Annotated in this window: 11 protein-coding genes and 1 other RNA gene; 8 read left to right on the forward strand and 4 right to left on the reverse strand. The window is 63.6% G+C overall.

All coding sequences use genetic code 11. From position 1 onward, the window contains the following. The first annotated feature begins 22 nt into the window (after window positions 1-22). The 4 genes from B5T_RS01370 to B5T_RS23330 all read left to right on the forward strand — a co-directional run bounded on the left by B5T_RS01370 (window position 23) and on the right by B5T_RS23330 (window position 6,658). A complete protein-coding gene (locus B5T_RS01370) occupies window positions 23-1,372 on the forward strand; it encodes an outer membrane protein transport protein (protein ID WP_014992645.1) in 1,350 nt (449 codons plus the stop codon). An 11-nt stretch (window positions 1,373-1,383) separates the two neighbouring features. Further along, on the forward strand, window positions 1,384-4,611 hold the full coding sequence (locus tag B5T_RS01375; protein WP_014992646.1) for an Ig-like domain-containing protein: 3,228 nt from the start codon (window positions 1,384-1,386) through the stop codon (window positions 4,609-4,611). Window positions 4,612-4,751: 140 nt separating this feature from the next. Continuing rightward, window positions 4,752-6,269 (forward strand): threonine ammonia-lyase, biosynthetic, encoded by a 1,518-nt coding sequence (ilvA, locus tag B5T_RS01380; RefSeq protein WP_014992647.1) that lies wholly within the window; start codon window positions 4,752-4,754, stop codon window positions 6,267-6,269. Window positions 6,270-6,505: 236 nt separating this feature from the next. Continuing rightward, window positions 6,506-6,658 (forward strand): hypothetical protein, encoded by a 153-nt coding sequence (locus B5T_RS23330; RefSeq protein ID WP_014992648.1) that lies wholly within the window; start codon window positions 6,506-6,508, stop codon window positions 6,656-6,658. On the opposite strand, the gene B5T_RS01385 is transcribed toward B5T_RS23330, so the two are convergent. From B5T_RS01385 to B5T_RS01395, 4 genes are all read right to left on the reverse strand, one after another. After that, a complete protein-coding gene (locus B5T_RS01385; RefSeq protein WP_014992649.1) occupies window positions 6,636-7,256 on the reverse strand; it encodes a 5-formyltetrahydrofolate cyclo-ligase in 621 nt (206 codons plus the stop codon). The genes B5T_RS23330 and B5T_RS01385 overlap by 23 nt on opposite strands. Window positions 7,257-7,360: 104 nt before the next feature. Next, window positions 7,361-7,546: non-coding RNA, 6S RNA (gene ssrS / locus B5T_RS22420), on the reverse strand. A 34-nt stretch (window positions 7,547-7,580) separates the two neighbouring features. Continuing rightward, window positions 7,581-7,910, reverse strand: a complete 330-nt coding sequence (locus B5T_RS01390) for a cell division protein ZapA (protein WP_014992650.1) — start codon at window positions 7,908-7,910, stop codon at window positions 7,581-7,583. Next, window positions 7,907-8,122, reverse strand: a complete 216-nt coding sequence (locus B5T_RS01395; protein ID WP_014992651.1) for a TIGR02449 family protein — start codon at window positions 8,120-8,122, stop codon at window positions 7,907-7,909. Before B5T_RS01395 ends, B5T_RS01390 begins: the two co-directional genes overlap by 4 nt. A gap of 187 nt (window positions 8,123-8,309) precedes the next feature. Between B5T_RS01395 and B5T_RS01400 the strand changes: the two genes are divergently transcribed. From B5T_RS01400 to B5T_RS01415, 4 genes are read left to right on the forward strand one after another with little or no spacing between them, the layout of a single operon-like run. Next, window positions 8,310-8,900 carry a UPF0149 family protein gene (locus B5T_RS01400; protein ID WP_014992652.1) on the forward strand — a complete coding sequence of 197 codons (591 nt, stop codon included), beginning with the start codon at window positions 8,310-8,312 and terminating at the stop codon, window positions 8,898-8,900. A gap of 60 nt (window positions 8,901-8,960) precedes the next feature. Continuing rightward, on the forward strand, window positions 8,961-10,283 hold the full coding sequence (gene pepP / locus B5T_RS01405) for a Xaa-Pro aminopeptidase (protein WP_014992653.1): 1,323 nt from the start codon (window positions 8,961-8,963) through the stop codon (window positions 10,281-10,283). Beyond that, a complete protein-coding gene (locus B5T_RS01410) occupies window positions 10,280-11,452 on the forward strand; it encodes an FAD-dependent monooxygenase (RefSeq protein ID WP_014992654.1) in 1,173 nt (390 codons plus the stop codon). Before pepP ends, B5T_RS01410 begins: the two co-directional genes overlap by 4 nt. Further along, window positions 11,449-12,720 (forward strand): FAD-dependent monooxygenase, encoded by a 1,272-nt coding sequence (locus tag B5T_RS01415; RefSeq protein ID WP_014992655.1) that lies wholly within the window; start codon window positions 11,449-11,451, stop codon window positions 12,718-12,720. Before B5T_RS01410 ends, B5T_RS01415 begins: the two co-directional genes overlap by 4 nt. Window positions 12,721-12,756 lie beyond the last annotated feature (36 nt).

The raw sequence follows: 12,756 nt of genomic DNA on the forward strand, positions 1-12,756 counted from the left end.
TGATCCGTACCGGAGGCAGTGTATGTTCGGACCTTCCCCCCTGCGTCGCGGTGGCATCGCGGCCCTGTCCCTTTCGGTCGCCGCTTCGATTGCTCCCCCGGCCTTCGCCGCCATGGGTAACACCGCCAGCAGCTATGGCCTTTTCCCTGGTGATGTGGCATCCGCTCAGGCCCTTTCCATGTTCAATCCGCAGGCCTCGTCGCTGTATTACAACCCGTCTTATCTGATCAAGGACCCCCGTGGCGAATTGACCATCGGCTTCCTGCACGCCGAGCAGGAGCTGGATGGCAGGAGCCTGGGGGGCGCCGCTCCGGCCACACGCGACGGTAACCTGCTTGATGACAGCCGCAGCCAGCAGCAATTGATCGCGCTGAAAACCGATCTGTCCAGCATCACCAAATTCGAACATCCGATTTACTTCGCCATCATCGCCGGCGTGGAAAAATACGGGAAAGAAATGCTCTCCTTTAATTCCACCACGTCCATGGGCGGGCAATACATGGAGTACGGTCGTCAACCGTTGTTCCTGAATATCGGCGGTGGCACCGAGTTGCTGCACGGGATTGCCGTGGGGGCCTCCGCCCACGTCTCCCTGCGTTCCGACGCGAAACTGGTGGCCAGCTCCAACCTGGCCGGTGAAACCCAGTACGAAACGCTCGAGGTCAACGCCAAACCGGTGATCCGGCCGGTGCTCGGCGTCACTCTGGACTGGGGCAAGCTGATCTGCGGCAAGGGCGACTGCATTACCGATGGCCTGGAAACCGCGTTCGCTTTTCGTGGCCATACCGAGGCGCGTACTTCGGTGGATTCGCGTATCACTATTCCTGGCACCGTACCGTCTCCGGGTATCGCGCTGTTGATCGATACCGTGGATTCCTACCAACCGGATATTTACAGCGCCGGGGTGCAATACCGTTTCAATGACCGGCTGCGTGCCGGGGTGACGGTGGAGCGGCAGAACTGGTCGGATCTCATGGAGGTGCTGGAGGACGACACCGTCAAGGATCAGGCGGACATTCACTTCAAGGACATCACCGTGCCGCGGGTCGGTGTTGAGTGGAGCGCGCTCAAGAACGTGAACCTGACCGCCGGCGTGGCGTTCCGGGAATCGCCATTGGAAAGCGACCGCAGCCTGGACGTCAATTACCTGGACGCGGACAAGACCATCTACGGCGTCGGCGGCTCCTGGACTATCGAACGGCCCCCCATCCTCGCTTACCCGATGCGGGTGGATTTCGGTTACCAGTTCCACGACATCGACCAGCGCAAGTTTGATCTGACCAGCGACCGGGCTCCGGTGAATCCCTACGAAACCATCGAAACCGGCGGCGAAGTCCACGTATTCAGCGGTTCCGTCACCCTGAAGTTCTGAGGAGTGGTGTCATGCGAAGTAAACTGATCATTGTCGCCTGCGCCGGTATCCTGGCCGGTTGCGGGGGCGGCGGTAGCAGCAATCCGAGTTTCGACGGGCCCCAGTACAATCCCAAGGAACTGTATTTCAACTATCCTTTCGACGGGCAGGCCTATGTGGCGCCGTCCGCTCCGGTGGTGCTGGAGTTCAGCGATCCCCTGGAGGTCACCGAGGACAACTTCCGCTTCACCGGCCCCGATGGCGCGGCGGTGCCTTTTGCAATGAAGGTGATGAACGGCGGCCGCAACGTGGTACTGCAGCCGACTACGCCGCTGGCGCCGATCAGTGATTACAAGGTCGCCATCATCGACCTGGCCCCGGATGGCCGGGTGGTCAATTTCCGTGACGGTGAATTGAACTTCTCCACCCGCCCCGCCCTGGAAGGGCCGTTGTCGCGGCAGCGTGCTTCGGACACCTTCGAGATCAGCGAGATTTTTCCGGACGATGATCAGTTTCCCACCGTGGATTTCTCCACCTTCCGGCTGCGCACCTCCCAGCCGCTGGACTCGTCTTCCGTGGCATACGGGGACACCGTCAGCCTGACGCAGGGTGGTGAACTGGTGCCGGCCCTGGTCCTGAGCGGTCGCGACACGCTCACCGTGGACCCGCTGGAGGACATGATCCCGGGGCAGCAATACGTGCTGACGGTGAGCGGGCTCACCAGTGCCTTCGGAGAGACCCTGGCGCCGTTCGAGCGCACCGTCACGCCCCTGGATACCAAATCCAGCACAGGTGAACGGGAAGTGCTGGTGACCGAGGCGCCGGCCACTCACGACACGCTTGGCTGCCTTGAGCAGGGCGATCTGCGAACCTCCGCGCTGACCGGCGATCCGATCAACTGCGTGCCGCTGATCAGCACTCTGCTGGCCAATGGCACCGCGTCCAAGCAGTCCGGCGATATCTACGCCGAACTGGCGTTCCCGCCCAACTTTCCGGACGTGACGCCGCTGCGCATCAAACGGGGCGGCATCCTGGTGGGCGAACCGCTGGACGTGCTGATCGGCGGGGAAGTGCCGGTGGGCTTCGATTCCGGCGCGGTGACCATTCAAGTGATGTCGGACGCCACCGGTTACCTGTTTCCCAACCCCAACTCCGATTCCCCTGACGCCGCCAAGAACGTGCGTCTGTTCATGGATCTCGCCGCCAACACCAAGGATGCCCGGGCCAACGGCGCTTTCACGCAGAACCTGATGCACGTGGAATTGGTGGGCAAGGCGATCGTCGAGGATGGCAAACTGGTCACCGACGCGCTCACCGTGGTGGAGCCCCGGGTACTCGGCGTGGAGAACAGCCATGGCGTGCTGAGCTTCCATATGGAGTCCTACCGCGACCAGGAAAACGCGCCGCCGCAGCCGGCGGACACGGTGCCGCCCACCTTGCTGGTGATGGACGACAATGGTGAGCAGCGGCTGTCCTGGACGCCGGGAGACGTGGCCGATCGCGCCGTGCCCGGTGAACCGATCACCCTGCTGTTCAGCGAGGCGCTGGACCCGCTCAGCGTTCGACCCGGCGAGACCGTTCGGTTGACCAAGGACGACGCGGCGGAGCCGTTCTCCTGGAGCCTGGACGGCAACGCCCTGGTGATCCAGCCGGCATTGCCGCTGGCCTTCGGCGTCCCCTATGAAATCAGCGTCACCAACGGCCTGACCGATCTGGCTGGCAACGGGCTGCAGGTTCTGGATCCGCTGACCGGCCTCAACACCATTGCATTCACCATGCCGGAATACGTGGTGGAACAGGACGGCGAGGATGTGCGCCGCGCCCCGTTCGCCATGGTGGTCTACCCGGGCTTCCCCTGCGCCAGCAGCCCCGCCACGGCGTCCGATATCGCCGCCGGCGTGCAGGGCGTGTGCCTGTCATCGAGTTCCGAATCCGAGCAGGTGGAAGTGGACGAGCTGCCGATCGTCGGCATGCCGTCCAACCGGCCGATCCGGGTGCGTTTCTCTCAGAACATGGACGCCGGCAGCCTGACCCTGGGCACCGCCTGCGGTCAGGGCGCGTTCCGTGTCGAGCGGGTGGGCGAGGACGGCACCTGCCAAAGCGTGGTGGACGGCGAACTGCAGGTGGAGGCCCGCGCTCTGACCTTCGTGCCGGAGCTGCCCTGGGAAGAGGGGGCTTTGTATCGCTATACCTTGGCTTCGCAAAGCGATGGCTGCAGCGGTGACGTGCTGTGTTCCAGCGACGGGTTCCCTCTGCAGACTGCCTTGCTGGAAGGCAATGACGCCAAGTCCGGCGGTCCCGACATGGACATTCTGTTCCGCGGCGCTGGCGCCATGACCACGGTGTTCCAGGAATTGAGCAACCTGCCAAGCGTCGACGCCAACAGTAACTTTGTCGTCGACGAAGGCGAGCCGAGGGTGCCGGCGGGTACCCCGGATCCGGCGACGCCGGCCAACGCCACGCTGATCCGTCCCAACGGCGATGGCGGCAGCGGCCTGGTCAGCACCGCCAACACCGGTTGCGGATTCGAGGGTACGCCACCTTATACCGAGGAAAATCAGATCGATTGCGACAGCGAGCGGATTCTCTATCTCACCGGTGATCTGAACACGGATATTCTCAATTACGATGCCGAGGCGGGTGGTGTCCCGGTAGTGATTTATCCGACCACCGTGGCGCTGAGCAACCTGGACGCTACCGCGGTGATCGGTCTGGATCTGGACACCTCCGACGGTGACAACTCGCTGAGTGACCTGCCGATTATCGGCGGCCTGCTTGGCGGCCTGGTGCAAACGCTGGGGGATGTCCTCGACATCCTGGGGCTGGAGGAGGCTGTGCTCGGCCAGGTGGGTAACCTGGGACTGGTGCCGATCGACACCCACACCGGCCCGAACATCATGCGGGTACGCTACAACGAGGATGCCAACGGCAATCGCACCACGCCGCCAGTAGGGCACATCATCACAACCCCGGACGGGCCGGTGTTCCGGATCACCTTCGACCTGCTGTTCGACGCGCCGGAGCTGAGCCTGCCGCTGGGTCTGCAGCACAATGTGAAAAGCCTGCCGATCGATAACGTGCAATTGGAAGGTCCGCTGGACTTCCTGCCCGATGGCCGTCTGTTCATCGGACTGGAAAATCTGGAACCGCTGAACGTGGACCTGGAGATCACCCTGGCCGGTTTGCCCGGTGGTCAGGTGAATCTGACCATCCCCACCGGCGGCATTAACCTGAGCTACCAGAGCGGCTCGATCAAATAGGCTGTCTCACCCTCTCCCCCGGCCCCTCTCCCCTCAAGGGAGAGGGTGTAGCATCCGCCGGTGGACGACTTCCCCGCTCAAACCGTAAACTAGCTCCTTTCCGCCGGTCCGGCGGTCTCGCGCTGATTTTCGGAACCTCCATGCTTGAAAAGTACGTCAAACGGATCCTGCAATCCCGCGTCTATGACGTGGCCCATGAGACACCCATGCATGCCGCGCCGCTGATTTCCCGGCGTATTGGCAATCGGGTGCTGCTCAAGCGTGAGGATATGCAGCCGGTGTTTTCCTTCAAGCTGCGCGGTGCCTACAACAAGGTGGCGGGGTTGTCCGAGGAGCAGCGCCAGCGCGGTGTGATTTGCGCCTCCGCCGGCAATCATGCCCAGGGGCTGGCCCTGGCCGCCACCTCCATGAATGTGCGCTCGGTGATCGTCATGCCGCGCACCACGCCGGACATCAAGGTCAAATCCGTGCGCCAGCTCGGCGGCAAGGCGGTGCTGGTGGGCGACAGCTTCGACGAGGCGCTGGCCCATGCCCGCAAGCTGGAAGAGAAGGAAGGCCTGACTTTCGTCCACCCCTACGATGACCCGGACGTGATCGCCGGCCAGGGCACCGTGGGCATGGAAATCCTGCGCCAGCAGAGCCGGGATCTGGACGCCATCTTCATCCCGGTGGGCGGCGGCGGCCTGGCCGCGGGTATCGCCGCCTACGTCAAATACGTGCGCCCGGACGTGAAGATTATCGCCGTGGAGCCGGAAGACGCCGCTTGCCTGAAGGCCGCCATGGAGCGCAAACGGCGGGTAACGCTGCCTGAAGTGGGCTTGTTCGCCGACGGCGTGGCGGTGAAGCAGATCGGCAAGGAAACCTTCCGGGTGTTGAAGGACACGGTGGATGAGGTGATCACCGCCACCACCGACGAGATTTGCGCGGCCATCAAGGATACCTTCGAGGATACCCGCACCGTGTGCGAACCGGCCGGCGCCCTGGCCCTGGCCGGCCTGAAAAAATGGGTGGCGCGCACCAAAGCGGAGAACAAGACGCTGGTGGCGATTCAAAGTGGTGCCAACGTCAACTTCGATCGTCTGCGGCATATTTCCGAGCGGGCGGAGCTGGGTGAGCAGCGCGAGGCGATTCTGGCGGTGACCATTCCCGAGAAGCCGGGCGCCTACCGTAATTTCCTGCAAGTGGTGGGGCGTCGCGCCATCACCGAGTTCAATTACCGGTACGCCGGGGAACACGAAGCGAATATCTTTGTCGGTATTCAGACCAGCTCCGGTGGCGCGGATCTTGCTCCGTTGCTGGAAGAGCTGCGAGCCGCCGGTTACCCGGTGGTGGACATGACCGGCAACGAGATGGCCAAGCTGCACATCCGCCATATGGTGGGTGGGCACACCTCGCGCCAGGACCTGGACGAAATGCTGTTCCGGGTGGAATTTCCCGAGCGCCCCGGGGCGCTGCTGAAGTTCCTCATGTCGCTTGGCCACAAGTGGAACATCAGTCTGTTCCACTATAGAAACCACGGCGCCGCCTATGGACGGGTGCTGGTGGGCTTCCAGGTGCCCTTCGGAGAAAGGGGCAACCTGCGCAAGGACCTCAAGAAAGTCCCCTATCCGATGGTGGAAGAGAGTGACAATCCGGCGTACCGGCTGTTTTTGAACTAGTCCGGACGTGAGCGATCACACACCTCGTAAACCACGGATCACGCCAGGTGAAAGTTGAGCGGTACTTTTGTTAAGAAAGGTGAGCAGTTTGATGTAACCGCTTGACTTTTAAGAGGCAAGTGATCATTTTTCGATCCAGTTCTCGTTTTGTTACATAAATTTTGCATTAGTATTCCATGCTTCGGCATGGACAGCCTTTTGAGAGTGATGACTTTTTCTTGGGGATTGAAAACACAATGAAGAAAAGACCAGATGCACTGGTTGTCCTGGCGATCATTTTTGCCACCGGCGTTTTGGTGAGCACCCTCACCCACGGTGGCAATCAGGCGGATCTGGAGCGTTACGCCCAGTCCGCCGGTGTCAGCATCAAGGCCGATCAGTCACGCTAATCAGTTGCGAGAATCCGTTACGACCGTCCGTTACGATAAGGTCCAGCGGCTGATCCCAGGGGGCTTCCGGCACCCTGGACAGCCGTTGACACTCAAAAGCGACGCCCACCAGACGGGGGCGGCGTGGTCTTCGCGCGAAATTCGCCAAAGTCCGATCATAAAAGCCGCCGCCCATGCCCAGGCGATGGCCGCGATCATCGAATCCCACCAACGGAATCAACAGAACATCCAGTGCCCAGTCCGCCCGTGCCCGCTCCAGGCGCCGTGGTTCGCCGATGCCGAAACGGTTGGCGCGCAACCGTTTTCCCCGGCGCCAGAGATGAAAGCGCAGGCGGCCGCGATAAACCGGATCCAGCACCGGCAGATACAGGCGCGTGCCCTGGAAGCGGCGTTGCGCCAGCCCCGGCAGCGGCGATAATTCGCCGTCGGCGGCATGGTAGACCGCCACATGGCGAGCCCGGCGCGGTCCCAACTCCCGCCGCAAATTACGCGCGAACCGCCTCTCCGCCAGACGCCGCTCACCCGCACCCAAAGCCCGCCGCCGCGCCCGTAACTCACGGCGCAACTGCTTGCGATCGGTTAACTGGGGTTGATTCATGCGAAGGAGAATTCAAGAAGGAGGGCCGGACCGAATAGCAAAGCGCTTTCTTACAAGCACCCAGCTGTCCACTGTCAACTATCAACTGTCCACTGTAATAAAGCGTGCCCCCCGGGCCGCCGCTGCGGGTGTGGCCCTTGAACCGTCAGGTTCAAGGCGGAAACCGCAGACCGGACCATCAGGCTTTCCGCTCGATGGCGGACATGCGCACAGGCCGGTCAATATTGGTTCCCTTTTGGTACAACATCGGCTCAGGGACATAACCCGGCTGGCGAACGGACCAGGGGACACTTGGGCTTAGTATATCAGGGCGGGGGCAACCGGTCAGGGCTTGACAGAAGAGCGGTTCTGGGGGGCGAGATCCTCAAGCGCGCGCAGCTCTCCCTCCAGCCGATCAATCAGCGCCTGCATACGGGCACTGCCGGTCTCATCGGAAGAGGCTTTGGAGCGGGCTTCCAGTAACTCGTGGCTGATGTTCAAGGCCGCCATGATGGCGATGCGTTCCAGACCAATCACATTGGCCTGTTTGACTTCACGCATCTGGGTGTCGAGATAGCGGGCGGCGCGCAGCAGATTGTCCTGCTCGCCGACCGGGCAGGCCACGCGGTATTCCTTGCCCAGCAAGTGAATCACCAGCGAACTGCTATCGTTCATGAGTCCTCCTGCTCCAGGGATTGCAGGCGCGTTATGATCGCCTCCACCCGGGAGCGGGCCAAGTCGTTTTTACGGATGAGCCGGGCCCGTTCATCGAGAAGACGGTGTTCCCGCTCGCGCAGCAGACGATTCTCTTCGCGCAAACGGTTGGACTGACGCAGCAGGGAGTCCACCTGGGCTTCCAGTTGCCGCAGTTGTTGTTCCGTCGTCATGGCAAATCGGTCGCTGTTCGCCTAAGGTTAAGCCCCCGTGTCTCACTGCCGCGTGCCGCGCGTGTGGACGGAATTGAGAGCCAGCCGCCGGGAATGACGGCTTTTTGTACTATAGGTACGGCCCTGGAAAGGGTCAATGGAATTCAAGGCTTAGCGCCTGTTCATAAACCGTAACGTGAAGAACCCCATGTCTGACACCTACGATTTCGAAAGCTGCGCGCGGGCCTTCGCCAGCGCCGGTGTCGCCCACTCCCCCAGCGAAGTGCAGGGTGTGATCTGCGGACTGCTGGCCACCGGCCACGGTCGCCGCGACGATGAATTGCTGGGCGTGCTCGCCGCCCATGTGGAGCTGCCTTCCGGCTTTGATAATGACGTCTCGGCCCTGTTGCTGGGCTGTCGCGACCAGGCGTTGTCCGCCTTCGCCGACACCGGACTCGACCTCACCCTGCTGCTGCCGGAAGATGAAGAGGACCTGGGCCTGCGAGTGGCGGCCCTGGGACAATGGAGCGAAGGCTTCCTGGTGGGTTTCGGCACCGGTGCCGCTGGTACCAGTGACAGCGCCTTGTCCATGGGCATCCAGGAAGCCCTGTCCGATCTGGCGGCGATCAGCCAGGTGGCGACGCCGGAGGACGATGATCCGGAAGGCGAGGATATGTTTGAACAGGTGGCTGAGCATTGCCGCATGGCCGCGCTGATGATCTACACCGAACTGGTGATGAAGGCGGAACGCAAAGGACAGCCCAAGCCGAAGCCCGGAACCTCGCCCCGGCAACATTGAGATTCGGCGGCGACACCGCCAGTTGACGACGTTTTAAAGGCTCATGAGGAGGCCGCGTTCATGTCTATTTCCGCGCAGGAATTCCAGCGCCGCCGGCGCGAGCTGATGGAACAGATGGAACCCAACAGCATCGCCATTCTGCCGGCGGCGCCGGAGCGCACCCGCAACCGGGATGTGGAACACCCCTATCGCCAGGACAGCGACTTCTGGTATCTGAGCGGCTTCCCGGAACCGGACGCGGTGATGGTGCTGTTGCCGGGGCGCGAGCATGGCGAATTCGTCCTGTTCTGCCGCGAGCGCGACCGCGCCATGGAAATCTGGAACGGCTATCGCGCCGGCCCGGAAGGGGCGGTGGCGAACTACCAGGCCGACGACGCCTTCCCGATCAATGACATCGATGACATCCTGCCGGGCCTGATCGAAGGCCGTAACCGGGTCTATTACGACATCGGCCGTGATGACGATTTCGATCGGCAGCTGATGAGCTGGGTCAACGCCATCCGTGAGCGCGTGCGCACTGGCGCGCAGCCACCGGGGGAATTCGTCGCGCTGTCCCATCTGCTTCACGACATGCGTCTGTTCAAAAGCAAGGAAGAGCAGGCCATGATGCGCCGCGCCGCTTCCATTTCCGCAGGCGCCCATGTGCGCGCCATGCAGTCGGTGCGGCCGGGGATGCATGAGTACCAGCTGGAAGCGGAATACCTGCACGAATTCATGCGCCACGGCGCCCGCAGCCCGGCCTACCCGAGTATCGTCGGCGGCGGCGCCAACGGCTGCATTCTTCATTACGTGGAAAACAGCGACCCACTCAAAGAGGGCGATCTGGTCTTGGTGGACGCCGGTTGTGAGCTGGGCTGTTACGCCTCGGATATTACCCGCACCTTCCCGGTGAGCGGCACGTTCTCCGCCGAACAGCGGGCGCTGTACGACGTGGTATTGAAAGCCCAACTGGCGGCCATCGCCGTCACTCACCCGGATCACCACTGGAATTATCCCCACGAGGAAGCCGTGCGCGTGCTCACCGAAGGGCTGGTGGAACTCGGACTGCTGAAAGGGGATCCGGCGGAACTGGTGGAAACCGAAGCCTATCGCCGTTTCTACATGCACCGCACCGGCCACTGGCTCGGCCTTGATGTGCATGATGTCGGCGATTACCGCATCGGCGGCGCCTGGCGGCAACTGGAACCGGGCATGGTGCTCACCGTGGAGCCGGGGCTATATGTGGCGCCGGACGACGACACCGTGGAGGCGCGCTGGCGCGGCATTGGCATCCGCATCGAGGACGATGTTCTGGTGACCGCGGACGGCTGCGAAGTGCTGACCCACGAGGTGCCGAAGGCCGTCGATGATATCGAAGTGCTGATGCGAGAGGCACGGGCATGACCCCGGACGGGCCGCTGATCGTCGGTGGCGGCATGGCCGGCGCCTTGCTGGCATTGCTGCTGCGCCATCACGGCTGCCCTTCGGTGACGCTGGTGGAAAGTCATCCGCTGCCCACCGAGGCGCCACCGGAAACGCCCAGCTTCGACGCCCGCAGTACCGCACTGTCCGCCGGCAGCCTGCGGGTGTTGGAACAACTGGGGCTGCTGGCGCCCTTGCTGGAGCGGGCGGCCTCCATCAACGAGGTGCATGTGTCCCGTCAGGGGCGCCTCGGTCTGACCCGCATGCTCGCCGGAGAACATCGCCTGCCGCGCCTGGGCGCGGTGGTGGAGAACCGCTGGCTCGGCTATTTGCTGGTGAACGCGCTGTACCGGGATGACGCCATCGAAGTGCGGGCGCCGGATGGTGTCCAGGCTGCCCGCCGGGTGTCCGACGGCTATGTGATGACGCTGAACGACGGCAGCGAGCGGCACACGCCTTTGCTGATCGCCGCCGACGGTGCCAACTCGCGCACCCGGGACTGGCTCGGCATCACGGCCCGCCAGCAGGACATTGGCCATGACGCGCTGATCGCCAACGTGGCGGTGGCGGAGCCTCACCAGGGCAGGGCCTTCGAACGTTTTCTCGATGACGGTCCCATGGCGTTGCTGCCGTTGCCGGATCAACGCATGGCGCTGGTATGGACCGGCCCCCGCGATCAAGTGGACGCCTGGATGGCCCTGGACGACGAACAGGCTCTGGACGCCCTGCATCAACGCATGGGCGCGGCGCCGCCGGCGCTGACCGCCATCGGCGAGCGTCACCGCTATCCGTTGGTGCTCACCGAGGCCTGCGCCCAGGCGGTGCCGTTCGGTGCGGTGGTGGGGAATGCCGCCCATACTTTGCATCCGGTGGCGGGCCAGGGCTTCAATCTGAGCGTGCGCGATCTGGCGGCGCTGGCCGAAGCGGTGGGCGCCGCCGCGCATCCGGGCGAGCTGGCGCGCTTGTCGCAATGGCAGCAAGCGCGGCGTGCCGATCAGGCCTGGGTAACCCGGGCTTCGCGCCAACTGCCGGAATGGTTCCGGGTGCGCCAGCCGTTGTTCGCCCACAGCCGTCAACTGGGGCTGCTGGCCCTGGATCTGCTGCCCGGCCCGCGCCGGGACTTCGCCCGCCGTGCCATGGGACTGCAATGACCAAGACCCCCTCTCTTCACAGTGACGTTCTGATTGTTGGCGGCGGTATGGCCGGGGGCCTGCTGGCGCTGCTGCTGGCCGATCAGGGATTGACGGTGCGGGTGCTGGACGGCGCCGCCGAGCCGGTCTGGCCCGAAGGCGCGCCGGCCCTGCGCGTCTCCACGTTGAATGAGGCCAGCTATTGGCTGCTCAGGCACACCGGCGCCTGGCAATACCTGAATTCGCAACGGGTGCAGCCTTATCGGCACATGCAGGTGTGGGATCACGACGGCACCGGCGAAGTGAATTTCGATGTGACCGAGGCCGGAGCGGAAGCGCTGGGCTGGTTGCTGGAAAACGACCATATCGTCGCCGCTCTGTATCGAGCCGGTACCGACCGGGAGCGCCTGGATTGGCAATGTGGCGCGCCGGTCGCCGCGGTCAGACGTACCCCGGAGGGCTGGCGGGTGAGCGCCGGAGACGGGGATTACAGCGCCGATCTGGTGGTGGGCGCCGACGGTGCCCGCTCGCTGGTGCGTGAGGCGGCGGGCATTCCCGGCGGCCCCCGCGATACCGGCCATCATGCCCTGGTGGCCACTATTGAAACCGAGCGGCCGCATGGCGGTTGCGCCCGGCAGGTGTTCCTGGAATCGGGGCCTCTGGCTTTGTTGCCGTTGTTCGATGCCGCCGCCGATGCAGAAGAAGGGGCTGGTGGCGGCCGGCACTGTTCCATTGTCTGGTCCGGCTGGCCCGGGTTTATCGAAGAGCGCCTGGCGGAAGACGACGACGCCTTCGCCCGCGCCCTGAACCAGGCCACCGCCGAAGTGCTTGGCCCGGCCCGGCCGGTGAGCCCGCGGCGGGTGTTTCCGATTCAGGAGCGACACGCCAGCAGCTACCGGGCACCGGGCCTGGCGCTGGTCGGCGACGCCGCCCATGTGATCCACCCGCTGGCCGGGCAGGGCATCAATCTGGGTTTCCTGGATGTCGGTGTGCTGGCGGAAGAGCTGGCCCGGGTTCGTCAGGCCGGGTTGCCGCTGGCCGATCCCGCCGCGCTGGCCCGTTACGAACGCCGTCGGCGCGCCGATAACCTGCTTATGCAGCAGGCCATGCGCGGCTTCAAAATCCTGTTCGAACGGCGGGAGCCGGCGCTGCGCTGGCTGCGCAATACCGGCCTTGGCATGGTGGACAAGTTGCCGCCGGCGCGGCGTCTGTTCATTGAGCATGCCCTGGGCCGGGCCGGGGATTTGCCGCGATTGGCACGTCCTTGCCAATCGATTATGGAGCCTTGATAATCGCGAATCATTTTCGTTTATGGAGCCATGCCC

It is taken from the genome of Alloalcanivorax dieselolei B5 (assembly GCF_000300005.1).
GTDB lineage: Bacteria > Pseudomonadota > Gammaproteobacteria > Pseudomonadales > Alcanivoracaceae > Alloalcanivorax > Alloalcanivorax dieselolei.

What these genes read in the sequence shown, in the direction of transcription:
- B5T_RS01375 (WP_014992646.1), top strand. Translation starts at nt 1,384, where the DNA reads ATGCGAAGTAAACTGATCATTGTCGCCTGCGCCGGTATCCTGGCCGGT.
- B5T_RS01395 (WP_014992651.1), bottom strand. Translation starts at nt 8,122, where the DNA reads ATGACGACGGAACAACAACTGCGGCAACTGGAAGCCCAGGTGGACTCC.
- B5T_RS23330 (WP_014992648.1), top strand. Translation starts at nt 6,506, where the DNA reads ATGAAGAAAAGACCAGATGCACTGGTTGTCCTGGCGATCATTTTTGCC.
- B5T_RS01410 (WP_014992654.1), top strand. Translation starts at nt 10,280, where the DNA reads ATGACCCCGGACGGGCCGCTGATCGTCGGTGGCGGCATGGCCGGCGCC.
- B5T_RS01385 (WP_014992649.1), bottom strand. Translation starts at nt 7,256, where the DNA reads ATGAATCAACCCCAGTTAACCGATCGCAAGCAGTTGCGCCGTGAGTTA.
- ilvA (WP_014992647.1), top strand. Translation starts at nt 4,752, where the DNA reads ATGCTTGAAAAGTACGTCAAACGGATCCTGCAATCCCGCGTCTATGAC.
- B5T_RS01400 (WP_014992652.1), top strand. Translation starts at nt 8,310, where the DNA reads ATGTCTGACACCTACGATTTCGAAAGCTGCGCGCGGGCCTTCGCCAGC.
- B5T_RS01390 (WP_014992650.1), bottom strand. Translation starts at nt 7,910, where the DNA reads ATGAACGATAGCAGTTCGCTGGTGATTCACTTGCTGGGCAAGGAATAC.
- pepP (WP_014992653.1), top strand. Translation starts at nt 8,961, where the DNA reads ATGTCTATTTCCGCGCAGGAATTCCAGCGCCGCCGGCGCGAGCTGATG.
- B5T_RS01415 (WP_014992655.1), top strand. Translation starts at nt 11,449, where the DNA reads ATGACCAAGACCCCCTCTCTTCACAGTGACGTTCTGATTGTTGGCGGC.
- B5T_RS01370 (WP_014992645.1), top strand. Translation starts at nt 23, where the DNA reads ATGTTCGGACCTTCCCCCCTGCGTCGCGGTGGCATCGCGGCCCTGTCC.